We start from the raw sequence: 24,527 nt of genomic DNA, 5'->3' as shown, positions 1-24,527 counted from the left end.
TAATCTCGTTAAGATTAAAATGGAAAGATTTCCAACAATGAAATAATAGGAGGAAATTTGCAAATATGGTTCAATTGAAAATGTTTATGAAAAAAATATGCACTACGACATTTTTACCAAAAGATAAATTACCTGAACAAATCCTCCATTTTCACTTCTGATATAATGCGCCCCGTGTAATAAATATTTTGTTTGGTACCGTATGTAGTAATCATTGTAAGGAAAATTGTTTTTTTAGTTTCCGTCTGTTCTTTAAAGACATTCACTTTATTGTCGAGTTCTGAGGCGTACTTTTTATCAATGACGAACTCCTGACCGGAAAACTTCATTTCGCATAGATTGATACAACGATCCTGCCGGTCAAGCAACAAGTCGATTTGTGTGCCGGTTTCTCCTGTCTTCGGAGCATATCTCCAGCCGGATGCTTCGGTATATACACCACTGATACCGAGAACTTCTTTAATTTGTTGTATGTGTTTTTGACAAATGGCTTCAAAAGCATAACCGCCCCAGCTGTTATAAGATTGTCCTTGCGCAAGTTTATGCCAGGTGCCTGTACCTGTGGCACGGGCTCGGTCAATGAATTTCAGATAGAATAAAGAATACTCATCCGACAATTTATAAATAGCATCGCGTGAAGTTTTTTCGTATGGTATGTATTGGGAAATGAATCCGGACTGTTCGAGCTCTTCGAACAACCTTGTTGTTGTCCCACCGGTCGTAAGCCCGCATGCCTCAATAACTTCAGCCCGGCTCATCCCTTTTGCCTTTTTAGCAAGTTGCCGAACGATTGATTCATGGTGACTTGCATTGTTGAACAATGACCTGTACAATACGTCAAATTCTGTTTTCAGCATACCGTCCTTTTCAAAGAAGAGTTTATCTATTACCTGGTTTGCACTTTCTCCTTTGCCAACTTGTTTGAGATATTGGGGAATGCCTCCCATTGCCATATACAACTGTAATATCTGATAATGGTCCAGACTGATACTTCGGCTCACAAGATAGGCTTCCGTTTCTCTTAAACTAAAGGGTAGCAATCGACTGGTACGGCTTACTCTGTTATGAAGTCCACCGCGGTTATGAAGAACATTTTCAATCATCCAGGATGCTGCAGAACCGCAGATGACTACTTTCAACTGCGGCCTGCGAGATGCCCAGGTATTCCACCAATGTCCGAATGCCGCCAGAAATCCGGATCTTGCCGTATGAAGCCAGGGGAATTCATCAAAGAGGATAACCATCGGTTGCTTTTCAGGCTTTGTTTGCAGAAAATTGCTCAGAAAAGTAAAAGCCTGCATCCAGCTATCCGGTATTGCCGGTGGAACTTGCAACTGCATGGCTTGCTGAAGTGCACTACTGAAATTCGACAGTTGTTCAGTCAAGCTTGCCTCGTGCATTCCTGTACACTCAAAAATAAGTTGTTTGCCGTAGTAATTCCGTATAAGAAAAGCCTTACCAACCCGCCGCCGGCCAAGAACGGCAAGTAGTTCGGCTTCCTTTGAATCAAGCACTTCTTTAAGGATTTTTTTCTCGGCATCTCTGCCAACGATTAATTCAGATATGTATTTATGGACATGTTTAATGTTTTATAATTGTCCACAAATATATATTTAAAGGAAGTTATGGACAAATATAAATTTACATTTCAAATCCTCTTCTAAGAAATTTTGTAATCTCATTTTTTTCAAATCACCCTCTTTTCTATCAAACATGTTACTGTCGTAATCTTTTGTATCTGTTGTGTTGAGCGAGGAAATCGAGAATACATCTAGCAGATAAATAAAAAAGTGAACCAATGTATTTAACATTTAATTCACCTTTGTGCCCAAGACTGGATTCGAACCAGCACATCCTTGCGGACGCTGCGACCTGAACACAGTGCGTCTACCAATTTCGCCACTTGGGCATTCAGGGCTGCAAATATAAATTCTTTTTTAGATTTCCACTCGACCGATTGTTTTATTTTCGCTCCATAAAATTTTTATTGAATCTTATGAACATATTATTACTCGGTTCCGGCGGAAGGGAACATGCGCTTGCATGGAAAATGAAACAAAGTAAATTATGCGACAAGTTATTTATCGCGCCCGGAAACGCAGGCACAGCAAGGCTTGGAAAGAACGTAAATATCAACGTCAATGATTTTGAACAACAAAAATCTTTCTGTATCGAAAATAATATTGAACTCCTTGTCGTTGGACCCGAAGACCCTTTGGTAAACGGCGTGTATGATTTTTTCAAAAATCAAATCGATTGGAAAGGTTTTGTGATTGGTCCTTCAAAATATGGCGCACAACTCGAAGGCAGCAAAGCATTTTCCAAAAAGTTCATGCAGCGGCACAACATTCCAACTGCGGATTATGCAGAGTTTGATGCAACTAATTTTGAAGAAGGAAAGAAATATATTCAACAGCACAGTTTGCCAATCGTATTAAAAGCCGACGGATTGGCTGCCGGCAAAGGCGTTGTGATTGCGACTTCACATGATGAAGCGTTGAATGTGTTTGAAGAAATGATTATCAACAAACAATTCGGCGAGGCTTCATCTAAAGTGGTGATTGAAGAATTTTTGAGCGGCATCGAAGTGAGCATTTTCGTTTTGACGGACGGAAAAGATTATAAAATAATCGGTCATGCAAAAGATTACAAGCGAATCGGCGAAGGCGACACCGGCTTAAACACAGGCGGCATGGGTTGTGTAACACCCGTTCCTTTTGTGGACAAAATTTTTATGCAAAAAATAGAAAGCAAAATTATTCGCCCGACCGTTGATGGCTTGTCTAAAGAAGATATTGGATACAAAGGATTTATTTTCTTCGGATTAATTAATGTAAACGGCGAACCTTTCGTGATTGAATACAACTGCCGCATGGGCGACCCGGAAACGGAAGTTGTGTTGCCACGACTAAAAAATGATTTGGTTGAATTATTTATTTCGTTGCACGATGGTAAACTAAGTGAAACAACTATTGAATTTGACGAACGCGCTTGCGCAACGGTTGTTGCCGTAAGCGGCGGCTATCCCGGCGATTATGAGAAAGGAAAAGTGATTTCTTTTCCTGAAGATATTCCGGGCGAATCTATTATTTTTCATGCGGGAACTAAAGTTATAGGCAATGATATTGTTACCAACGGCGGGCGTGTTTTAGCCGTTACTTCTTACGGGAAAAACATTGGCGAAGCCGTACAGCAATCGAAGAATATTTTAAAAGGAATTTCTTTTGAGGGAATGAATTACAGAAAAGATATTGGTTACGAATTTGAATAAAAAAATTTTTAAAATGAACAAGACAAAAATCGGTTGGATTGGTTTTGGCACAATGGGCAATCCAATGGCAAAACACTTGATTGACGCGGGTTTCAGCGTTTCGGTGTTTAATCATAACAAGGCGAAAGATGCTATCGCAAAAGAAGCGGGCGCATCGGTTTCGGACACGCCGGAAGCGCTTGTTGAGCAAAGCGATATTATCTTTCTAATGGTTACGGACGATAATGCCACACGCCAAATATTTGAAAGCGGAAACGGAATTTTTTCTACAAATGTTGAAGGGAAAATCTTTATCAACATGAGTTCCGTTTCGCCGAATATCAGCAAAGAAATGGCGGAAAAATGTTTGCAGAAAAATGCGCATTATCTTGATGCACCGGTATCGGGAAGCGTGAAGCAGGCAACGGAAGCATCGCTCGTTATCATGGTTGGCGGCGATGAAAATATTTTCCAACAAACAAAACCGTTGTTTGAAAAATTAGGAAAATTAATTTTATACATCGGCGAAACAGGCAGCGCTAATGCGTTGAAACTGGTTGTGAATACATTGCTTGCGATTCATGCGCAGGGCTTGGCGGAAGCTGTTGCTTTTGCAGAAAAAAATAATATTGACGTTCAAAATTTACTGACCGTTTTAAACAACGGCGCTATGGCAAATATTTTTATGAAACTGAAAGGCGATATTATTTTGAACAACGATTACAAACCTGCGTTTTCACTGAAAAATATCGTAAAAGATTTGTCACTCGCAAAAGGCATCGGGCTTGACTTTCCGCTTGGCAATGCTTCTTTTGAAACCTATCAAAAAGCAAAAAATGATTATGCCGAAGAAGACATGATTGCAGTGTATAAATATTTGAAGGGTCATTAATCCGGCTGTTTTTTATTAGCCGGATTTTTCAAATAATAAATGCCACATACAACGCAAATCATTACCGCAATTGTGTGCGCATACAAATGTGCTGCGGTAAAATCGGGATGCGAAATCACAATGCAAAAATCTGCCGCAGGAATAATTGCTCCGAGCAACAAAACATAACCAAGCGCTTTATATTCTTTTGTAAAAATCAATACAACAATAATTAATCCGCTGAAAAAATCGCGGATACCTTTGATATATTGAAACGAAAAATCGCCGTTGGTATTTGTATGAATGCCGTATCCTGCTTCGGCTCCAAGCGGATTGAAAATAAAATTTAACCCGATAAACATGAGCATTAAGCCCGATAAAAGGCAAAGCCAAAAATTGATTTTCTTCATAATTATATTTTTAAAACTGATTAAAGATTATTCACATATCGATGTTTTAATTCATCGAGATAACCATTACGAATATTTTTCTTTACCAGATAATTGAATAACGGAATGGCCATTTTTTGAGAGCCGACCATTTGGGAATTGTTTAAAAAAACGAACAATGCAAGGTCTTTCAAGCGCTTCGGCGTTCCGCTTGCTGAAGCCAGTCCGTCTTTGTATAATCCTTTTGAAATGAACAATGCCATTTCAAAATTTATGCTGCCAGGATTTACCGTAACGATGATGTGGCAAGGATTTGAAGAAATGTTGTGAAAGAAATGTTTTTCTTTTGGATGAATGGTTATTGATTCATTTTCCTGAAGAACCATAATTTTATCGTTCTTTCCAACCTGCAATGAACCTTCTATAATCTGAAAAGTTTCGGAAAAAAGTGTATGATAATGCCAAGGCGTTTTTTCGCCGGGAAGAATGTCAAACTCAATAATGCTCTGCGCCGTATTACCTGCCGATTGAATAATTTTCATCTTGCTTCATTTTGTTTACAAAGCAAAATTCATTATTCAAAAACCGGATTTCATGCACCTGAGTTAATAAATCAATTTTCGGATAATCTTTTCCTGATTCGGCTTAATGATTGTGGTTTTACGCCAACGAAAGAGGAAATATAATATTGTGGAATGCGTTGTTGTAAATCAAGATATAAGTCTAAAAATTTCTTGTAGCGTTGTTCCGGCGCATCGGTGTATAACGAGGTAATCTGCCTAATAGCTTCTACAAAAAGATTTTCGCAAACGAGCCGTCCTAATTTTTGTCCTTCCGCAATTTCATCATACAGCACTTGCAAATTATTGTAAGACACAACCAACATCGTAGTATCTTCAATACATTGGATATTTTTGTTTGATAAAGAATGGTCTAAAAAGCTTTCATAGTTGCCCACAAATTCGTTTTCTTTTCCGAAAGAATAAATCAAATCTTCGCCTTCTTTATTAATGTAATACCGCACCAATCCTTTTTCGATAAAACCAATTTCTCTGCTTACTTGTCCTTCTTTTAAAAAATATTCCCCTTTGCGAAAATCCTTTGGTACAAAGAGTTTCAGAATAATTTCCTCATCATTTTCACTTAAACGGATAATATTTTTTATTACTGAAATTAATTGCGATTGCATGATATAAAATCATTAAGCCAAACTAAAGCTCTTATTGTAAAGAAGTAAATCTTAATAATTCAATTCCTTTGTGTATTCTCTAAGAAATGTCATTTCCACTTTCTTTCCGCCCGGCGAAAAATATTTGGCGACATAATAAAATAATATAAAAACATCCAAATATCGAACAGCAAAAATCTTGACCACAAATCACTTTCATTCAATTTATTCATCGTCTTTTTCCAAATAACAGCAAGTACAATCAGTCTTAAAAAATAAACCGACAAAGGCAGCCACCAATTGAAGAAAATAATCGAAACCGCAAGTAACGGATACACCAGAAAATGTGAGAAAGAATACAAGCCCAGCCACCATTTGAACTTCGCGGGATAATATTTTGACGTGCTGTAATGACGGCGTTTTTGCTTCTGCCATTCGCGCCATGTTGCTTTCGGCTCGCTGATGGTGTGCGCGTCTTTATCAATCACAATTGCCGTGTTTGTTTCGTTCGCAATTTTGATAATGAACAAATCATCGTCGCCGCCCGGAATATGATTGATAGAGGCAAATCCTTTGTTTTTTAAAAACATTTCTCTTTTGTAAGAAAGATTTCTTCCTACGCCCATGTACGGCATTTTTACCAACGCAAAGCTCAGATATTGAAGCGCCGTATGAAAAGTTTCAAAGCGAATCAGTTTGTTCAACACACCTTTTTTCTTTGCATAAGCGCCATAACCAAGAACAATGCTGATGCCTTCGTCATAACCGTCCTGCATCAGTTTTATCCAGTTTTCCGAAGCAGGAAAACAGTCTGCATCCGTCAATAAAAGCGTTTCGTATTTGGCAGCCCTTATGCCCATCGACAAAGGAAATTTTTTACCCGGAATGCCCATTGCATCCTGTGTCAAGAGCAATGTGCGTAAGCCTTTGAATTGCCTGCCCAATCCTTCCAATAAATATTTTGTTTCGTCAGTAGAGTTATCATCCACAAAGACTATTTCGTGCGTAGTGGTATAATTTTGTACCAGCGCCGCAGGCAAATGTGTAGCGATGTTTTCAGCTTCATCTTTACCGCAAACAATTACGGAAACGGGATATTCCTGTGAAGATGATTTTTGTTTCGGTTTATAAAAAGCCAGTTTTCCAAAGACGAAGAGATAATAGCACAGTTGGATAAAAATAACCAAACAGAATGCTGCAAAAAAAATGAATCCTAAAGAAAACGGCGGTATCTTCATATCGCAAAAATAAGCGTAGTTTCAATTATGCTCGAATTTTTTCGTGCAATACGAAACGTTGTGTTTTTCAAATAAATCTTTATCTTCGCAGCCTCGAATTTTTAAGCATTGCTCAAAAATTCCCGGTCCTATAGCTCAGTTGGTTAGAGCACCTGACTCATAATCAGGGGGTCGTTGGTTCAAGCCCATCTGGGACCACTGAAAATCAAGCAGTTATGAAGTAAATTCATAGCTGCTTTTTTCATTTGATACATAATTGGATACAACTCGAATGCTGTTGCCACAAATCAACGTTTTTACTATATCGACTCAATCTCGAATTTCATCGAAAGCTTTAGCAATTTCATCGAAAAAATTTTTATCAGGAAAACTTGTACCTCAACTTTGATTCCGGCAACTTGAATGCTCTGAAAACAAGCCGCGAATGCAAGCATTATTAGATGTTACAATACAACCGGCTTGTTACTTCTCCATACAAAATTTTGCTATAACTTTCCCTTTTGCATTATTTGAAACATAATAATTTTTTTAAACAAGCATAATCAAATAACAAGATAAAAATGAAAGAAAAACTATTCAACTTTTACGAAAAAGTAATTACCAGAAGCCCGGCATTTCCATATTCAATCCTATTTTCAGAAGAAAATCAAACGAAAAAACTCGAAGAAGTGGTGGTGTCGCTCGTAAGTAATGGGCTTTTCGTTGAAAGTATATATTGGAGCTCTCCCCAATTATACCAACAAGTGCTGAATTATAAAAACGAGAGTAGCAATCCAATCAAAAATACCAAGCTTATGACAACTTTAAAAAAGTATGTGATAAGAGCTTCCACCCGATGCACTCCTTACGGCACATTCGCCGGGTGTGATATTCATAACACCTTTTCAAAATTGCCATGCAATGAAAAAAGCGCAATGCGGATAGCCAGAATCGATATGGCTTTGCTTCATCTCATAAAAAATCTAATAGAATCGGATGAAAAAATATGGCAGCATTTGCGATATAAAATCAATGAAACTTTATATAACATCCGGGAACAGTATCGTTTCATAGAAACTATTATAGAAAACGGACAATACAATTATCAAATAAGTTCAATAGAAGCTACTGCTATTTTGGAAAAAATCATCTTGCTTGGTAAAACAAAAACCATTTCATTCGCCGACATCAAAAATCTGTTGTACAAGCAATATACGGAAGAAGAAATTGGCGGCTTTATGAAAACTTTAATTGTTAATCAGTTTTTTATCAGTGAATTAAGCATCAACCCGACCGGGAAAAACGAACTTGACAGATTCAAAACTATTTTAAGAGAAATTCAAAAGAAGGAGAATATTCCGAATATAAAAAAATACGCGACATTATTTTCTCATATTGAACAAGTCATTACAAAGCTAAATTCAGCTCCATTAGGAGAAGTTCCATACCAAGAAATTGAACACCTAAAAAAAATAATTCAAGAACATGGAATAAAGGATGTACCTGAACATTTATTTCATGTGGACTTACTTAATCCAACATCAGCAGACATTACTTTATCAACAAGTGAAATAAATAATATTGAAAATGCAGTAAGTATGATGAGCAAGCTGTCAGCTACAATTACTTCTCATGAAACAACACTTAATCTCTTCAAAAAAATTTTCCGGGAAAAATATGATTGCGCTGAAATTCCGTTGCTCGAAGTGTTAGACCCGGAATCCGGAATCGGATTTTTACCCCGGGAAAGCATTGGCGATACGGTATATAATTCTGTATTGGGAAATATAAATGTGCCTTCAAAAAGTGAAGCTGTAATTTCCTTAGATAAAGCGCAATTATGGCTGGAAGATATCCTCGAAACAATAACTCCGCACGAAATGCAGCACGGCATCTGCCTGGAAGAGTATAACCTTGACAGCCTTGAGGATAAAATAAAAGAATTGCCTAACCAGATTTCTATAACCGGTACGAAATTACCATCGGGAAATATTTATATACAAAATATTGGCGGAGCTAATGCCAACAGTCTGCTTGGCAGATTCGCTTATATGAATGATGAATTTAATAGTTTCTCTAAACTGCTTGCCGAAGACGAGATAAACAGTCAAAAGAACACCTTGTTTGCAGAAATAGCCCACACACCGGAAGGACGAACAGGCAATGTTGCCAGAAGAGTAAAGTTATATGATTATGAAATTCCCATACTATCTTCGTCGTCCAACAATGAGCAAACAATTCGTCTGGATGATATACATGTATCTGTAATTCAGGATGAAATAATACTTCGTTCAGCCAGACTTAATAAGCGGATAGTTCCCCGACTGAACAATGCACACAATTATTCAAAAAGCATAATTCCTGTGTACAAATTCTTAGCAGCATTACAACACCAAGGCAGAACCGGTCTTGGTATAAATTGGGGAACAATAGTAAACAAGAAACGGTTTCTTCCACGCATTAGTTATAAAAATATAATCCTGCACAGAGCTACATGGTATATACAACCTCGAGATATTGAAATAATAACATCAAGTAACAATCCGTCTTTAGCGCTTAAAAATTTTTTCAGAGCATGGAACGTTCCACAACTTATATGTATGACCGAAGCAGACAATGAATTATTCATTGATACCCAAAACGACAGTTATATTGAAATCCTTTTGGAGAAAATTAAAAAACGTTCTCCGGTTAAACTGGTTGAATGGCTGCATCATGAATCAAATGCAAACAACTTGCACAACGTGAGCCAATTTATACTGCCTGTATCAAAAAAAGAAATTAAACCAATATCATCGTTCGTTCCATATTTAAAATCTGAAAATAACATAACAAAAACTTTCGCTCCCGGCAGTGAATGGATTTATTACAAAATATATTGTGGCGCTTTTGTATCTGATTCAATTCTAAACGAAGTAGTGAAGCCGACAATTACTTCATTATTGAAAATGAATATTATAAAAAAAGCATTTTTCATTCGATACAAAGACCCTCATTACCACTTGCGGTTTCGTATGCAACTTAAAGCTCCTTGCAATAAATATCATTTCGCAACAGCAACAAGTTATTTTCACGAGCAGCTTCGCCCGTTTTATAAAGACAGGTCGGTGTGGAAAATACAAATGGACACTTATGAACGAGAAATAGAAAGATACGGAAGTAGTTCTATGCTAATAAGTGAAAACGCTTTTTTTCAGGACAGTCTTTTGTTTCTGGATTGCCTGAGTGAAAATGACTTTACAGGAAACGAGCAGATAAGATTCCTCAGCGGAATGAAAAATGTCGATAAATGGCTATCATTATTTGGAATGGATACCGCATCCAAACTTGAATTATGTAATAGAGCGTCCGACAATTTCTTGCTTGAATTTGATAAACAATTAAAACTTCAATTGGACATGAAATACCGGATGTTAAAAGAACCTATTCATCAATTCTTCCAAAGCAACCTCTTTGACGATTATTTTAAAACAAGAGACGAGCAATTAAATAAATTACAACTCCCGCAAGAGAATCTATTAAGCTATATACACATGAGTCAAAATCGCTGGTTCCAGACTCAGCAACGCTTGTTGGAATATATGGCATATTACTTCTGCCGGCGGCATTATACCAGATTATTATATGCGAACTGATATTCTCCTGAAAAATCATTAAATTAGCTGAGTATATAATTCTCGCGGCAATGCCCATATTTCATATTAAAAAGAGCAAAACCTTATCATTTCTCGGACGATTGACACTTATTGATTTTGACAAGTTCTACAATAAAAAGGTTAGATTAATTTGTCATACGCTCATGTGGTCCGTAGGCTCATTGCTCATTTTATTAAACCTATTGTTCGGATATGGGTTAACGATTGTCGGCTCATTGTGTTTTATTATAAGAAGCTTGTTGTGCAACGCAGTATTTTTCTATTTATTCTTTTATATCATCATTCCGAATACACTTTTCAAAAACAAAATAATACTTACAATTATATCATTCCCGGCAATCATAATGCTTTGGTTAATTATCAATCATGTATGTTTCATTCTTATATACAATTTTGTACCTGCTAAAGAAATAAACATCCAGAGCCTGTCATCATCAATCGCTTTCGGAGCCAAACAAAGTTTTCTTGAAATATTATCTCCCCAATATTTTTTTGCAGAATTTATGATTGTATTATATTCTGTATCTCCATTCTTCTTTATAAAAATTCTTTTTGATATCATTCGTTATTATTCGGTTGCCTTCAGTGCAAAACAAAAAGCCGCTCAATTGGAAATCGATAAACTAAATCTGGAAAGTGATTTTCTGAAAGCGCAACTTAATCCGCATTTTTTATTCAACACATTAAACAACCTCTATGGATTATCTTTAAGAAAAGACGAAAATATTCCGAACATCATATTGCACTTGTCCGCCATTATGCGTTATACTTTGTACGAATCAGGCACAGATAAAGTACCGCTTTCACAAGAAATTGAATTTATCGAAAACTATGTATCATTGGAAAAAATCCGTTACAATCAATCCAAAGAAATTTACTTGGATATTGACGAATCCGGAATCTCTAACCAAATGATTGCTCCTTTACTTACATTTATCTTTATTGAAAATGCTTTCAAGTACGGATTAAAGTCTGCAAGCCGCAGCTTTTTGAAAATAAAAATTTACGTTATTGATAATTTTTTTTATTTTTCCATTATTAACGATAAAGAACCGGATATTGCAAACAATACTAATTATAAATTCCATGGATTAGGAATTACAAACGTGAAAAAAAGGTTGGAACTTTACTATCATGATAAATATAATTTGTCTATTCATAACAAGGAAACTTATTTCGAAGTAATGTTACAAATAGAATTAGCATGACAGCAAGAAGAATGAGATGTCTTATTGTAGATGACGAGCCGATTGGCAGAAGCATTGTGGAAGATTTTGTTGGTCAAACCACAAGCCTTGAGCTATGCGCTTCGTGTGAAGATGCTTTTGAAGCGATGAACATCTTACAAAAAGAATCAATTGACATATTGTTCAGCGATATCCAAATGCCTAAAATCAACGGCATAGAATTAGTCAAATCCCTACCATTTCCACCGGCTATTATTTTCATAACAGCGCATAGAGCTTTTGCAGTTGACGGTTATGAGCTTAACATAACGGATTATTTATTAAAGCCCGTATCTTATGAACGTTTTCTTAAAGCCGTAAATAAAGTAGCTGCAAGAATAGAATCCATGAAAAATTCCATCCCGCAGCCTTCCGCAGAAAATTCGCTTTACATCTTCTTAAAAGCCAATAATAAACTCAATAAAATTCTAATCGACGACATTTTTTACATAGAAGTAATAAAAGATTATGTCAAAATTAATACAGGCAAGAATATATTCGTTACGCTTTCAAGTATGAAAGCAATTGAAGAAAGATTGCCCGCCGATAAATTTTTCAAGATTCATAGAGCCTATGTGGTTGCTCTCAAACATATCAAATCTATCATGGGAAATATGGTAGAATTGTCTAATGGAGATGTATTAAATATTGCTAAAATACGCAAAGAAGATCTGTACAAAGCTCTTAACATCAATGATACATTGTGAACTCTTTAGTGGTTATTGCTAAAACCGCTAACCCCTGTCAATAATCTTTTGCCGGGCATTTTACCTCCTTCATTCGTTTTTACTTCATCGGTCAAAACTATCATTTCGTCGGATGCTTTCCGACATTACGTCGAAAAAGTTTTTTCTCTTCTGCAACTGTTATCACTTTTGATTGACAAACAAATTGATTCATTCAAAATTTATAACAATGACAACTTCACAACTTAAAAACACAGAAAACGGGTTACTGAAAATCGAGAAAAAAATAGTTATCAAGCTTGATGCTTTATCAATTAGAGACAAGCAGAAAACCACACCTGTAACGGACAAGGTTTCCGATGACACCCATCCTACCGATATAACAATTACAGGAGGAATGACATCTACTATTTAATTTCCTTGATGCTATGAACATAAATTGCCTGATTATAGAAGACGAACCATTAGCGACTTATGTTATCGAACAATATATTGAACAAACGCCATTTTTAAATACTACGAAATTTGATTATTTAAAAGATGCCTTAGACTTTATTCACGATAATAAACCGGACATTATATTTCTTGACGTTAATACAGGCAGTATCGATAAATATCAAATTCAGCGGTTAATGCAAAAAAAAGATTTAATGATAATATTTATTACGGCATATCCTAAATCTTTTATTGAAAAAAATTTACAGCTGGATATCTCTAATTTAGGTTATCTCCATAAACCGGTTAGCTACAAGGCATTTGTTCGGGAACTTGAGCGTATCATAGTATAATGGAACATACACAATACAATCGGATTTTGGGCGCTTTTTTTCAAATGCAAAAAACCACCAAAGAAAAAACAGTCCATTAGTCAAAGAACTAAAAATTAGTATAACTCAAAGAAACGGAAGAACTATGAGACAAGTTACACTTCTTATCAGATATTGTAACGTAATCAGTGTTGTTTCCATCAGAATACTTAACCACAGGAATAATATGACATTTATTCTTGACTAAATAATATTGAATTCTTTTACGTTCAGTTAATTGTTGGCTGTTGCTAACCTATGACACCAACCAAGTACAACAAAACTACATTGCAGAATAGATACCGTGCCTATAAAACTGTTACTGCTTATCATATTCGTATGTCCAATGCTTCGTGGATGCACTCTTCGGGATTACCGGCATTCGAACGCTTCATTATCAAAAGTCAGTTTTGATAATGAAGCGTATTGAGAAGAATAATCCCATTGCTGTTCTTAATGTAATGAAGATAAAATCCTTTTTCAAGTACAATAATAAATAATACTATTTTTTGCGATTATCTTTTTCCCGTACCTCATTGTAACAACCAATTTTTAAAGTTAAAAGTTATCAATCTTGAATGCTTCATTTGAATTAATTTTACCGCACAGAAACCACAAAATTTTTTATGCCCCAATTTCAATTTCCCAACCAGACAAATTTTTACAAAGGCAAAGTGCGCGACGTTTATACCATCGGCGATGATACGTTGGTGATGGTTGCAAGCGATCGCATTTCCGCATTCGACGTGATACTTCCAAAACCCATTCCTTACAAAGGACAAGTCTTAAACCAGGTTGCGGCAGAAATGCTGAAAGCCACGCAGGACGTGTGTCCTAATTGGCTCACGGCTGTTCCTGCGCCCAATGTTTCCATTGGTAAAAAATGTGTTCCGTTCAAAATTGAAATGGTGGTGCGCGGCAATCTTACGGGTCATGCGTGGCGGACATATTCAAGCGGAAAAAGAATTTTGTGCGGCGTAAATTTGCCCGAAGGATTAAAAGAAAATGATTTTTTTCCTGCGCCGATTATCACGCCATCGACCAAAGCCGATGAAGGGCACGATGAAGATATTTCCAAAGAAGAAATTATTGCAAAAGGTTTGGCAACGCAGGATGAATGGAACACGTTGGAAAAATATGCGCTGGCTTTATTCGCACGCGGCAAAGAATTGGCTGCAAAGCGCGGCTTGATTTTGGTGGACACAAAATATGAATTTGGGAAATTAGGCGACGAAATTATTCTGATGGACGAAATTCATACGCCCGATTCTTCGCGCTACTTTTATGCAGATGGATTTGAAGAACGACAAGCAAAAGGCGAACGGCAGAAACAACTGAGCAAAGAATTTGTGCGCGAATGGCTGATGGAAAATAATTTCATGGGCAAAGAAAATCAAACCGTTCCCGAAATGCCGGACGAATGGATTGATACCATTTCCAAAAGATACATTGAATTGTACGAGCAGGTTACAGGCAAAAAATTTGTTCCCGAAAACCGGAGCGACGAAGCAACGTATAAAGCAATTGTGGAAGCCTTAGCGTAACTTGGAGTCTTTGTGGCTCAACTAAACCACTAAGATACAACGGCTCGCAAAGAAAAATCATAATTCTTACATCATAAATCATACATAAAATGTTACATTCTTTAAGAGGCAAAACGCCGCAGGTTGGAGAAAATGTTTTTATCGCGCCCACAGCAACTATCGTCGGCGACGTTACCATTGGCAATGATTGCAGCGTGTGGTTCAACGCAGTTATCCGCGGCGATGTTAATTCTATTACCATTGGCAACAAAGTAAATATTCAAGATGGCGTAATGGTGCATTGCACTTACGAAAAAACGAAAACCGTTATCGGCAACAATGTTTCCATCGGGCACCGTGCCATTATTCACGGCTGCACTATTCACGACAATGTCTTAATCGGCATGGGCGCGATTGTGATGGATAATTGTTTGATTCATTCCAATTCCATCATTGCCGCAGGTGCGGTGGTTTTGGAAAATACGATTGTGGAAGAAGGCGCAATTTATGCAGGCGTTCCTGCAAAAAAAGTGAAAGAAATTTCCCCCGATTTAATTGAGCAGGAAATAGAACGCATAGCCAACAATTACGTTTTCTATGCAGATTGGTACAAGGATTTTAAATAATGGTATTCCATTAAATGCTTTACAATAATTAAGCGTTCTCATTTTGCAGCAACACTAAAAAAACGTTGTCGTTGTTATTGCTTACCAGGCAATATTCTAAAAAAACGACATAGACCAAAAAATTACCCATGAGCACAAGACACATTTACCAGAGCGGCATTATTGGAAACTGCGCTTACATTGCGCACGTACAAAAAGATACTAATATCTCGTGGCTGTGCCTGCCCGCATTTGACAGTAGTTTTGTATTTGGCAGTAAGTTGGACAAAAAAGCAGGTGGAGAATTTTCTATTCTTCCCGATGGAAAATATACCTCGGAACAACGTTATCTGCCCAATACCAATGTTTTGGAAACAACCATTACCAACGACGAAGGCGCTTATAAAGTTACGGATTTCGCGCCGCGCTTCCGGCAATACGGTCGCTATTTCAAACCACTCATGCTGATTCGAAAAGTGGAAAAACTCAGCGGAATGCCGCGCGTAAGAATGCGCTGTTATCCCGTAACCGATTATGGCAGAAAACGTTTGGCAAGACATCGTGGAAGCAATCATATCGAATTTAGCGGCGGTACAGATATAATGCGCCTCACAACCAATGCACCTGTAAGTCATTTTTTTGAACGCGGTACATTGGTTTTATACGATACCATTTATTTGGTGCTGACTTACGGAGAGCCGTTGGAAGCACCATTGGAAAATACAGTAGAACATTTTTTATTACAGACAATCAATTATTGGCAAAGATGGATTAAGCATACCAATATTTCCAACCTCTACCAGGATGCTGTTATCCGCTCGGCGTTGGCATTAAAAATACACCAGTATGAAGATACCGGCGCCATCATTGCAGCCAGCACCACCAGTCTGCCGGAATATCCCGGCAGCGGACGAAACTGGGATTACAGGTACTGCTGGCTCAGAGATAGTTATTACGTGTTGTCTTCGCTACTTCGGCTCGGGCACTTTGAAGAAATGGAGCTTTATGCAAAATTCCTTGCAAACATATCGGCAAACGAACCGGGAAAATTTCAGCCGCTTTACAGCATTACCGGCAAAAAGAAACTGGAAGAAGAAGAGTTAAGCAACCTCTCAGGTTATATGGATAACCAGCCTGTACGCATCGGCAACCAGGCTTATGAGCATATACAAAATGATGTGTATGGTCAGATGCTTTTAACGCTGCTGCCCTTATATACCGATAGCCGCTTTGTGGCGGCAGAGCGCAGTCATTCCGTGAGCTGGCTCGAATCGCTCGTTACCAAAATCGAACAAACAATAGACGAGAAAGACGCCGGCATCTGGGAATTCAGAAACTTTGCCAACCACCATTGCTATACAAATTTATTCCAATGGGCAGGAAGCAACGCGGCAGCTGTCATTGCCCGGAAACTCGGCGACAGACAACTGGAAAAAAGAGCCCAACGTTTAACTTCAACAGCGGCAAAATACATTGAAGCTTGCTACGACCCTTCCAGAAAAGTATATACTCATGCAGTTGGCAAAACGCCATTGGACGCCAGTACGCTGCAACTTATCGTGATGAATTACCTTGACCCGTCGTCTCAAAAAGCGAAAGACCACTTGGCTGCGCTGGAAAAAGAATTACGCGGCGAAACGGGTCTTTTTTACAGATACCTTCATGCAGATGATTTCGGAAAACCCAAATCCACTTTTTTGATTTGCGCGTTTTGGTATATTGAAGCGTTAGCTTCCGTAGGACGCCTGGACGATGCCATAGAAACATTTGAAAACTTGCTCGGTTATGCCAATCATTTGTTGCTGTTTAGTGAAGATGTGGACGCTGCCAATGGCGACCAGTGGGGCAATTTTCCGCAAGCATACAGTCATGTGGGATTAATCAATGCTGTCTCCTGCATTGCCACAAAACTGGACAAGCCGCGTTTTTTAGTCTAACCCAAAAAAGCGATTCGGGTCTTCTTATTATTGTTTCGGCAAACACAACGGTTTTATAAAATATCGTTGCGAAAGATGCTGTTATTTGTATTTTTCAAACGCACAACTTGTGCTTAATTAATTAACTTCGCCGCACAAAATATTTTACATGACTTCTTCCGAAATACGTCAGGCATTTTTAGATTTTTTCAAATCGAAAGGGCATACAATTGTTCCCAGCGCGCCCATCGTGATTAAAAACGACCCGACGCTTTTGTTTACCAACGCGGGTATGAATCAATTCAAAGATTATTTTTTGGGTAATAAAACGCCCGAACACAAGCGCGTTGCGGATACACAAAAATGCCTGCGTGTAAGCGGTAAGCATAATGATTTGGAAGAAGTGGGCGTGGACACATATCATCACACCATGTTTGAAATGCTCGGCAACTGGAGCTTTGGCGATTATTTCAAAAAAGAAGCCATTGCGTGGAGCTGGGAATTGCTGACGGAAGTTTATAAAATTCCTCAGGACAAACTGTACGTAACCGTTTTTGAAGGTGATGAAAAAGAAGGTTTGCCTTTCGACGAAGAAGCATACAACGAATGGAAAAAACACATTGCCGAAGACCGCATTTTAAAAGGCAATAAGAAAGACAATTTTTGGGAAATGGGCGACACAGGACCTTGCGGACCTTGCTCCGAAATCCACGTGGATTGCCGCTCCGAAGAAGAACGAAAACAAATTGACGGAAAAACTTTAGTCAATGCCGACCATCCGCAAGTGATTGAAATCTGGAACAATGTGTTTATGCAATTCAATCGTTTGAAAGACGGTTCGCTGCAAAACCTGCCGGCAAAACACGTGGATACGGGAATGGGGTTTGAGCGTTTGGTGCGCGTGTTGCAAGGCAAACAAAGCAATTACGACACCGATGTTTTTACGGGAACAATCAGCGAAATTGAAAAAATTGTAAATAAAACATACGCTTTCAGCGACAGCAAACAAGATGTGGCTTTCCGCGTTTTAGCCGACCATATTCGTGCCATTGCATTTACAATTTCTGACGGACAACTTCCGTCAAACACAGGCGCAGGCTATGTGATTCGTAGAATTTTGCGCCGTGCGGTGCGTTATTATTTTTCTTATCTTGATTATAAAACGCCGTTGTTGTTTCAGTTGATTCCGCACATTGCGCAGCAATTTGAGCATGTTTTTCCCGAATTAAAAGCGCAGCAAGATTTTGTAACGAAAGTAATTAAAGAAGAAGAAGATGCTTTTTTGAGAACATTGGACAGAGGTTTGAAAAGAATTGATGAATTAATATCTGCTGAAAAAACCGTCAATCAAATCAATGGAAAAGATGCGTTTGAACTTTACGACACTTACGGCTTCCCGATTGATTTAACAAGACTGATTGCATCAGAAAATAACTTGTCTGTTGATGAAGATGGTTTCAATCAAGAAATGCAACAACAAAAAAATCGCTCGCGCGCAGCAACGGCAATAGATACAGAAGATTGGATTACGATAAATGAAGTTGCCAAAACTTCTTTCATCGGCTATGACAATTTGGAAACTGAAACCAAAGTTGTCAAATACCGCAAAGTAAAATCGAAAAACAAAGAGCAATTCCAAATTGTTTTGGAACAAACGCCGTTCTATGCCGAAAGCGGCGGACAAGTGGGCGATGTTGGGCAATTAATAATTAATAATGAAGAATTAAAAATTATTGATACGAAGAAAGAAAATGGCGAAATCATTCATTTTGCCGATAAAATTGTAAGTGATTTTAATTTCCCCGTTGTTGCAAAAGTGAATGCGGGACGTCGTTTGCAAATAACTTTGAATCATTCCGCAACGCACTTGCTGCACGCGGCTTTGAAAGAAGTGTTGGGCAAGCACGTCAATCAAAAAGGTTCATTGGTCAGTCCTGATTTGCTGCGTTTTGATGTATCGCATTTTGCAAAAATTACAGACGAAGAATTGCGTAAAGCGGAAACAATTGTGAATGCAAAAATCCGCGAAAATATTCCTGTCGTTATCAAAGAAATGCCGAAAGACGAAGCGCTCAAACTCGGCGCTATGGCGTTGTTCGGCGAAAAATACGGCGATGTTGTGCGCGTAGTAATGATTGACCCGAACTTTTCCATAGAGCTTTGCGGCGGCACACACGTTGGCTTTACGGGACAAATCGGTTTGTTTAAAATAACGGCTGAAAGCGCCGTAGCGGCAGGCGTCCGGCGTATCGAAGCATTGACAGGCGAAGCAGCTTTTCAATATGTTTCGGAAAAAACGGAACAGGTAAAAATCATTTCCGAATTATTAAAAACCAAAGAACCCATAAAAGCGATTGAGAAATTGCAGGAAGAAAAATCGGTTTTGGGAAAAAGAATAGAAAACCTTGAGGCGCGCCAATTGGTAGGCATAAGAAATGAACTGTTGCAGAAAGATGAATTGTTGAATGTAAAAACACAGCACGGACAAGAATTTGCCATCAGCTTTATCGGCTCCGTAATAGAAGTAAGCAACGCCGATGCTTTGAAAAAATTAGCATTGGATTTAAAAAATAATCTGCGCGATTATGTTGCCGTTCTCGGCGCAAACATTGGCGGCAAGCCGTTTGTAGCTGTTGGTATCAGCGAAACTGTTGTAACTGCTTTGAACCTCGATGCAGCAAAAATCATCAAAGAAAATATTGCCCCTTTAATAAAAGGCGGCGGCGGCGGGCAAAAAACTTTAGCAACCGCAGGCGGACAAGATGCGAGCAATCTGGCTCAAGTGATTGAAGCGGTTAAAAATTTGATTGTATAATTCCGCAGTTTGAAAATATTGTTGCTATGCGTGGCGTCTTCGCCGCGCATTTTTATTTTATCGGTTCCTGCCGATTGTCGCTATGAAGTGAAAAAATTTTAGTGTGAAGCGACGACGCTTCACACAGCAATAAAGCGCCAACTCATACATTTCTTCAATCAACTACCACATTCTCTTCCTTCAGCAAAGGCAATTGATTTAATCGAAGATAAACATTTGCCACAGCCGCAACGTCTTTCGCGCAATATTTTGCGATGCGCGGCAAATCATTTTCTTCGTAATAAACACGCTGCACATCTTTGCCGGAAATATCATCTTTCGGCGTAGGAACGCCTAAAACATTTGCCAATAAATGCAGCGAAATATAATTTTTATAATCGCCGAATTTCCAGTATTGCAATGTGTCGAACATTTTTACTTCCCAAGGTTTTGCGCCGGCATCCGGCAGAAAATCGGGCAACGGAATTTGGTTAATCAACAATCTTCGGCTGATGTACGGAATATCAAACTCGCGGATGTTGTGCCCGGCAAACTGAAAATCCTTAAACTTGTGCTTGAATTTTTGAACTGTCAAAACAAATTCATTCAGTATATCAGCTTCGTTGTCGCCGAAAATGTTTTTAACTTTGAGCGTAGGTTCTTTATTTTCATTTTCAAAAAAATAACCAAGCGAAATGCAAATGATTTTTCCAAACTCAGCCAAAATACCGGCTTTTTCATTATAAATTGGTTCTATGCTTTGTGATTCTGGCATAGTTTTAGTCATTTTTTCGGCGAATAACCGTTGCCAATTTTCCGGCATTTGTTCAAAAACCGGAAATTGCGGAACGGTTTCAATATCGATAAACAACAATTGAGACAAAATATGCTCCATAAAAAGTTTTTTATTCACTAAAGTTAAATTAAATATTCATGGCATACACAAATTATCCATCGGCAACTCCGCAAGAATCGGATGCGCCACAAAACAAACCTCCGAAAGACAACCGTAAATTGATTTACGGTATCTTAATTGCGCTGCTGTTGCTAACATGGGGTTATATTATTTATGACCATAGCAAATCCAATCAAGAAATTGCAGGACTTCAATTGCAAAAAACAAATTCGGATTCTGCAAAAGAAGCCATTCAGGTAGAGTACAACGACGCATTGCGAAGAATGGATTCGCTTACCGGAAGCAATACGCAATTGCAGGGAACGCTGGCACAACAAAAATCGGAAATTGATAACCTGAAAGCAAAAATTGAACAAATCCGTAAAGAAGATAATGGCGATTTGACACGCGCAAAAAACCTGATTGACCAGCTTAATGGAAAAGTAAACGATTTGTACACACAAATAGCAGCATTGCAAAAACAAAACGATACACTTACGGCGAATAATCATGTACTTGCCTCGCAAAGAGATACATTGATTGTGCAAAACAAAACCGTATCGGACAGCCTGCAAGCTGCAGCGGCAGAAAACCAAAGAATTATAGATGAAGCCTCTACATTGCACGCGTCGAACTTTGGCGTAGAAGCCATCAATGCAAAAGGCGATGAAACCACAAAAGCAAAGAAAGCCGACTTGTTGCGTGTATTTTTCACAATCGATGAAAACAAAATTGCACCCAGCGGACCAAAAGACTTGTATGTGATTATTACCGGTCCGGACGGTCGTGTAATTTCAATTCCGTCGCAGGGAAGCGGCACATTCCAGACCCGGGAAGACGGACAAAAAGTTTACACCAATTTACAATCCATCAATTATACACAGGGACAAAAACAAAAAGTATCTTTTGACTGGAGTATGGGCAGCCGTTTCCAAGCCGGAGACTACAAAATAGAAGTATATAACAACGGCTACAAAATAGGAGAGGGCGTGAAAACCCTGAAAAAATCAGGTTTCTTAGGATTGTAAAAAACTTATATTTTACGGCATTAATTCAGTGAACCCGAACAATGTTCGGGTTTCTTTTTGTCGATATTCCTCTTCAATGATTAATATTGCAAAACTTTTAAGGAAACACGCAGAATGAAGATTACGGAACATATACAACAAGCCAAAGACACTTTGATTTCCTTTGAAATATTGCCGCCGCTCAAAGGCAAAGATATTTCATCCATATACAATCATCTGAATCCGTTGATGGAGTTCAAACCGTCATGGATAAATGTTACTTATCATCGAGCAGATACGATGATAAAAAAACGCAACGACGGAACTTTTGAAAAAGTTGCCGTGCGTAAACGTCCCGGAACGGTAGGCATTTGTGCAGCTATTATGAATCATTACCAGGTGGATGCTGCACCGCACATCATTTGCGGCGGCTTTACCAAAAGCGATACGGAAGATGCTCTCATTGATTTGAATTTTCTTGGCATCAGAAACGTATTGGTATTGCGCGGCGATGCGGCAAAAAACGAAACGCATTTTGAACCTGAAATAGGCGGGCACCGCTACGCGATTGATTTGCTAAAACAAGTAAAAAATCTGAATAGAGGAATTTATCTGGACGATGAAATAATTGAAGGCGGAAAAACAGATTTTTGCGCGGGCGTTGCCGGCTATCCCGAAACGCATTTTGAAGCCAAAAGCTATGAAGAAGATTTGCAGCGATTGAAAGAAAAAGCAGATGCAGGCGCAGATTATATAATGACGCAAATGTTTTTCGACAACAAAAAGTTTTTCAAGTTTGTAGAAGACTGTAAGTCGCTCGGCATCAATATTCCGATTATTCCGGGACTGAAACCCCTGATAAACAAGAAACAGCTTTCTGTGCTCCCGAAAATATTTAATGTAGAAATTCCACACGATTTATCCAATGCCATTTTGCAAACGACCAACGATGCAGATGCAGAAAAAATAGGCATTGAATGGCTTGTGCAACAATGCAAAGAACTTAAAGCATTCGGTGTGCCCGTGCTGCATTTTTATACATTGGGCAAACCGCAAACAATTTATAATGTTGTGAAGGAAATTGTGTAAATATTTTTCCACTGATGCAACCTTTTCTTTAAAAACATCATTTATATAAAAGAATAACTGTGGGTAACGAAGATGATTGTCTTTCAAAAATCAATCATCTTTTTTGTTTACTATAAAATCCAATTGTTATCTTTAATAAAATGATGGTTTATGGAAAATCAATCTGCAACTGCATTACGGCGAGACGGGCAGCTTAAAAAGTTCTTTAATCTGTGGGCTATTGTATATGTTTTTATCTTCATTGCGTTTTCACAGTTTATTCCTTCGATGCCGTTTTATGAAAAATTCATTGTATGGGTCGGTAAAACATTTCTGCATATAAAAGACCTGCACAAAATTGAACGCACAGGAAGCGGTGATACAACTTATGATTATGTTTTGGTTTTTGTAAACATCATTATTTCCTGTTTCATAAGTCTTATTATTCTTATTACAGACCATAAAAGAAAAACCTATCGGCAACTGTATTTGTTCACAATTGTAATTGCCCGATATTATGTTGCTTATACAATGCTGAGCTATGGCTTTGCAAAAATTTTCAACGGGCAATTTCCCGGAAACGGTTATTACAGATTAGAAGAAAAAGTGGGCGATATGTCGCCGATGGGCATGGTGTGGACATTCATGGGAGCATCACGCACATATACTTTTGTTTCGGGTCTGCTGGAATGTATCGGCGGCGCATTGTTGCTTTTCAGAAAGACCAAAACATTCGGTTCATTGTTTTCCATGACTGTGATGCTGAATGTTGCGCTGCTGAATTTCATGTACGATGTTCCTGTAAAAATATTTTCAACGCACATTGTCTTACTGTGCATTTTCATGCTGACTTATGAATGGAAAATATTGTTTAATTTCTTTGTAAAACACAGAACAGAAAAGTTAGACTATAACAAACTTCGCGTACGAAAAAAATGGATGCAGATAAGTTTACGCGCAATAAAAATTTTACTGATAGCTTATCTTCTTTACTCGAATATTACAGGATTGTGGTTTACACTAAAAGAAGATAAAATACCGATGGAAGGTGTGTACACTGTCAACACTTTTATTCTGGACAAAGACACAATTTCTGCAAATACAAATGAACAAGATTCTACAGGATGGAACAAAATATATGTTGCTTATAAAGAAGGAATTTCCATTACGCACAATAATCAAAAAAGTCAATGGCTTCCTGCAAAAATAGATACAACCAAGCAATTGTTTGATGTGAAAAATCAAGACTCAACGCAATTTGCATTGCTGAATTATTCATTGAACAAAGACACTGTAATTTTTACGGGCAATATAAAAAACCTTCCTGCGAAAATTATTACCGTAAGAAAAACAAAGAAAGATTATTCCTTAACCAATCGCGGATTTCACTGGATAAACGAATATCCGCCGAACTGGTAATTCAAGGCAACTCTACAAGGTTTGAAAGTTT

At 38.0% G+C, this 24,527-nt stretch carries 20 protein-coding genes and 2 tRNA genes; 15 read left to right on the top strand and 7 right to left on the bottom strand.

Annotated elements, in window-relative coordinates:
• Nucleotides 1-128 precede the first annotated feature (128 nt).
• Both A9P82_RS12080 and A9P82_RS12075 read right to left on the bottom strand, forming a co-directional pair.
• Nucleotides 129-1,553 (bottom strand): AAA family ATPase, encoded by a 1,425-nt coding sequence (locus A9P82_RS12080; RefSeq protein WP_369815752.1) that lies wholly within the window; start codon nucleotides 1,551-1,553, stop codon nucleotides 129-131.
• 272 nt (nucleotides 1,554-1,825) lie between these two features.
• Nucleotides 1,826-1,909 (bottom strand) — tRNA-Leu (locus tag A9P82_RS12075).
• An 87-nt stretch (nucleotides 1,910-1,996) separates the two neighbouring features.
• Between A9P82_RS12075 and purD the strand changes: the two genes are divergently transcribed.
• Nucleotides 1,997-3,271 carry a phosphoribosylamine--glycine ligase gene (gene purD / locus A9P82_RS12070; protein ID WP_066208175.1) on the top strand — a complete coding sequence of 425 codons (1,275 nt, stop codon included), beginning with the start codon at nucleotides 1,997-1,999 and terminating at the stop codon, nucleotides 3,269-3,271.
• Nucleotides 3,272-3,284: 13 nt separating this feature from the next.
• Complete coding sequence (locus A9P82_RS12065) at nucleotides 3,285-4,142, top strand: NAD(P)-dependent oxidoreductase (protein ID WP_066209899.1); 858 nt, start codon at nucleotides 3,285-3,287, stop codon at nucleotides 4,140-4,142.
• On the opposite strand, the gene A9P82_RS12060 is transcribed toward A9P82_RS12065, so the two are convergent.
• From A9P82_RS12060 to A9P82_RS12045, 4 genes are all read right to left on the bottom strand, one after another.
• The gene (locus A9P82_RS12060) at nucleotides 4,139-4,531 is read right to left on the bottom strand and encodes a DUF4267 domain-containing protein (RefSeq protein ID WP_066208172.1); all 393 of its coding nucleotides are present in this window, start codon (nucleotides 4,529-4,531) and stop codon (nucleotides 4,139-4,141) included. The two genes, A9P82_RS12065 and A9P82_RS12060, sit on opposite strands and share 4 nt — an antisense overlap.
• Nucleotides 4,532-4,551: 20 nt before the next feature.
• Nucleotides 4,552-5,052: a cupin domain-containing protein gene (locus tag A9P82_RS12055; RefSeq protein ID WP_066208170.1), complete on the bottom strand. Its 501-nt coding sequence runs from the start codon at nucleotides 5,050-5,052 to the stop codon at nucleotides 4,552-4,554.
• Nucleotides 5,053-5,123: 71 nt separating this feature from the next.
• The gene (locus A9P82_RS12050; RefSeq protein WP_066208168.1) at nucleotides 5,124-5,699 is read right to left on the bottom strand and encodes a Crp/Fnr family transcriptional regulator; all 576 of its coding nucleotides are present in this window, start codon (nucleotides 5,697-5,699) and stop codon (nucleotides 5,124-5,126) included.
• An 89-nt stretch (nucleotides 5,700-5,788) separates the two neighbouring features.
• Nucleotides 5,789-6,916 (bottom strand): glycosyltransferase, encoded by a 1,128-nt coding sequence (locus A9P82_RS12045; RefSeq protein ID WP_066208166.1) that lies wholly within the window; start codon nucleotides 6,914-6,916, stop codon nucleotides 5,789-5,791.
• A gap of 124 nt (nucleotides 6,917-7,040) precedes the next feature.
• Between A9P82_RS12045 and A9P82_RS12040 the strand changes: the two genes are divergently transcribed.
• The 10 genes from A9P82_RS12040 to alaS all read left to right on the top strand — a co-directional run bounded on the left by A9P82_RS12040 (nucleotide 7,041) and on the right by alaS (nucleotide 20,128).
• Nucleotides 7,041-7,114 (top strand) — tRNA-Ile (locus A9P82_RS12040).
• 362 nt (nucleotides 7,115-7,476) lie between these two features.
• Entirely contained in the window at nucleotides 7,477-10,530 is a 3,054-nt protein-coding gene (locus A9P82_RS12035; RefSeq protein ID WP_066208163.1) for a lantibiotic dehydratase, read from the top strand.
• A 524-nt stretch (nucleotides 10,531-11,054) separates the two neighbouring features.
• Nucleotides 11,055-11,759, top strand: a complete 705-nt coding sequence (locus A9P82_RS15665) for a sensor histidine kinase (RefSeq protein WP_197492164.1) — start codon at nucleotides 11,055-11,057, stop codon at nucleotides 11,757-11,759.
• Nucleotides 11,756-12,484: a LytR/AlgR family response regulator transcription factor gene (locus A9P82_RS12025; RefSeq protein ID WP_082915332.1), complete on the top strand. Its 729-nt coding sequence runs from the start codon at nucleotides 11,756-11,758 to the stop codon at nucleotides 12,482-12,484. The genes A9P82_RS15665 and A9P82_RS12025 overlap by 4 nt, the downstream gene beginning before the upstream one ends.
• Nucleotides 12,485-12,692: 208 nt before the next feature.
• Entirely contained in the window at nucleotides 12,693-12,878 is a 186-nt protein-coding gene (locus A9P82_RS12020; RefSeq protein WP_156522679.1) for a hypothetical protein, read from the top strand.
• Between the two features lie 13 nt (nucleotides 12,879-12,891).
• Nucleotides 12,892-13,251, top strand: coding sequence for a LytR/AlgR family response regulator transcription factor (locus tag A9P82_RS12015; RefSeq protein ID WP_066208154.1), 360 nt, complete (start codon nucleotides 12,892-12,894; stop codon nucleotides 13,249-13,251).
• Nucleotides 13,252-13,895: 644 nt separating this feature from the next.
• Nucleotides 13,896-14,813, top strand: coding sequence for a phosphoribosylaminoimidazolesuccinocarboxamide synthase (locus tag A9P82_RS12010; RefSeq protein ID WP_066208151.1), 918 nt, complete (start codon nucleotides 13,896-13,898; stop codon nucleotides 14,811-14,813).
• An 89-nt stretch (nucleotides 14,814-14,902) separates the two neighbouring features.
• Entirely contained in the window at nucleotides 14,903-15,418 is a 516-nt protein-coding gene (locus tag A9P82_RS12005) for a gamma carbonic anhydrase family protein (RefSeq protein WP_066208148.1), read from the top strand.
• Nucleotides 15,419-15,546: 128 nt separating this feature from the next.
• Nucleotides 15,547-17,334, top strand: a complete 1,788-nt coding sequence (locus A9P82_RS12000; RefSeq protein ID WP_066208145.1) for a glycoside hydrolase family 15 protein — start codon at nucleotides 15,547-15,549, stop codon at nucleotides 17,332-17,334.
• 148 nt (nucleotides 17,335-17,482) lie between these two features.
• Nucleotides 17,483-20,128: an alanine--tRNA ligase gene (gene alaS / locus A9P82_RS11995; RefSeq protein ID WP_066208143.1), complete on the top strand. Its 2,646-nt coding sequence runs from the start codon at nucleotides 17,483-17,485 to the stop codon at nucleotides 20,126-20,128.
• 154 nt (nucleotides 20,129-20,282) lie between these two features.
• Here the strand turns inward: alaS and A9P82_RS11990 are convergent, their stop codons facing one another.
• Nucleotides 20,283-21,002 (bottom strand): ribonuclease H-like domain-containing protein, encoded by a 720-nt coding sequence (locus A9P82_RS11990; protein WP_066209895.1) that lies wholly within the window; start codon nucleotides 21,000-21,002, stop codon nucleotides 20,283-20,285.
• Nucleotides 21,003-21,040: 38 nt separating this feature from the next.
• Here A9P82_RS11990 and A9P82_RS11985 point away from each other — a divergent pair, with 38 nt between their 5' ends.
• From A9P82_RS11985 to A9P82_RS11975, 3 genes are all read left to right on the top strand, one after another.
• Complete coding sequence (locus A9P82_RS11985; RefSeq protein ID WP_066208139.1) at nucleotides 21,041-22,030, top strand: hypothetical protein; 990 nt, start codon at nucleotides 21,041-21,043, stop codon at nucleotides 22,028-22,030.
• Nucleotides 22,031-22,144: 114 nt separating this feature from the next.
• Complete coding sequence (locus A9P82_RS11980; protein ID WP_066208136.1) at nucleotides 22,145-23,098, top strand: methylenetetrahydrofolate reductase; 954 nt, start codon at nucleotides 22,145-22,147, stop codon at nucleotides 23,096-23,098.
• A gap of 150 nt (nucleotides 23,099-23,248) precedes the next feature.
• Nucleotides 23,249-24,496 (top strand): hypothetical protein, encoded by a 1,248-nt coding sequence (locus A9P82_RS11975; RefSeq protein ID WP_066208133.1) that lies wholly within the window; start codon nucleotides 23,249-23,251, stop codon nucleotides 24,494-24,496.
• The last annotated feature ends 31 nt before the right edge of the window (nucleotides 24,497-24,527 follow it).

The organism is Arachidicoccus sp. BS20 (genome assembly GCF_001659705.1).
Taxonomy (GTDB): domain Bacteria; phylum Bacteroidota; class Bacteroidia; order Chitinophagales; family Chitinophagaceae; genus Arachidicoccus.
Note: the sequence above shows the minus strand (reverse complement) of the source record. Positions and strands in the feature narration are given on the sequence as shown.

What these genes read in the sequence shown, in the direction of transcription:
- A9P82_RS11975 (WP_066208133.1), top strand. Translation starts at nt 23,249, where the DNA reads ATGGAAAATCAATCTGCAACTGCATTACGGCGAGACGGGCAGCTTAAA.
- A9P82_RS12010 (WP_066208151.1), top strand. Translation starts at nt 13,896, where the DNA reads ATGCCCCAATTTCAATTTCCCAACCAGACAAATTTTTACAAAGGCAAA.
- A9P82_RS12015 (WP_066208154.1), top strand. Translation starts at nt 12,892, where the DNA reads ATGAACATAAATTGCCTGATTATAGAAGACGAACCATTAGCGACTTAT.
- A9P82_RS12025 (WP_082915332.1), top strand. Translation starts at nt 11,756, where the DNA reads ATGACAGCAAGAAGAATGAGATGTCTTATTGTAGATGACGAGCCGATT.
- A9P82_RS12005 (WP_066208148.1), top strand. Translation starts at nt 14,903, where the DNA reads ATGTTACATTCTTTAAGAGGCAAAACGCCGCAGGTTGGAGAAAATGTT.
- A9P82_RS12035 (WP_066208163.1), top strand. Translation starts at nt 7,477, where the DNA reads ATGAAAGAAAAACTATTCAACTTTTACGAAAAAGTAATTACCAGAAGC.
- A9P82_RS12000 (WP_066208145.1), top strand. Translation starts at nt 15,547, where the DNA reads ATGAGCACAAGACACATTTACCAGAGCGGCATTATTGGAAACTGCGCT.
- A9P82_RS12060 (WP_066208172.1), bottom strand. Translation starts at nt 4,531, where the DNA reads ATGAAGAAAATCAATTTTTGGCTTTGCCTTTTATCGGGCTTAATGCTC.
- A9P82_RS12065 (WP_066209899.1), top strand. Translation starts at nt 3,285, where the DNA reads ATGAACAAGACAAAAATCGGTTGGATTGGTTTTGGCACAATGGGCAAT.
- A9P82_RS12050 (WP_066208168.1), bottom strand. Translation starts at nt 5,699, where the DNA reads ATGCAATCGCAATTAATTTCAGTAATAAAAAATATTATCCGTTTAAGT.
- A9P82_RS12055 (WP_066208170.1), bottom strand. Translation starts at nt 5,052, where the DNA reads ATGAAAATTATTCAATCGGCAGGTAATACGGCGCAGAGCATTATTGAG.
- alaS (WP_066208143.1), top strand. Translation starts at nt 17,483, where the DNA reads ATGACTTCTTCCGAAATACGTCAGGCATTTTTAGATTTTTTCAAATCG.
- A9P82_RS11985 (WP_066208139.1), top strand. Translation starts at nt 21,041, where the DNA reads ATGGCATACACAAATTATCCATCGGCAACTCCGCAAGAATCGGATGCG.
- A9P82_RS12020 (WP_156522679.1), top strand. Translation starts at nt 12,693, where the DNA reads ATGACAACTTCACAACTTAAAAACACAGAAAACGGGTTACTGAAAATC.
- purD (WP_066208175.1), top strand. Translation starts at nt 1,997, where the DNA reads ATGAACATATTATTACTCGGTTCCGGCGGAAGGGAACATGCGCTTGCA.
- A9P82_RS11990 (WP_066209895.1), bottom strand. Translation starts at nt 21,002, where the DNA reads ATGGAGCATATTTTGTCTCAATTGTTGTTTATCGATATTGAAACCGTT.
- A9P82_RS15665 (WP_197492164.1), top strand. Translation starts at nt 11,055, where the DNA reads ATGATTGTATTATATTCTGTATCTCCATTCTTCTTTATAAAAATTCTT.
- A9P82_RS12045 (WP_066208166.1), bottom strand. Translation starts at nt 6,916, where the DNA reads ATGAAGATACCGCCGTTTTCTTTAGGATTCATTTTTTTTGCAGCATTC.
- A9P82_RS11980 (WP_066208136.1), top strand. Translation starts at nt 22,145, where the DNA reads ATGAAGATTACGGAACATATACAACAAGCCAAAGACACTTTGATTTCC.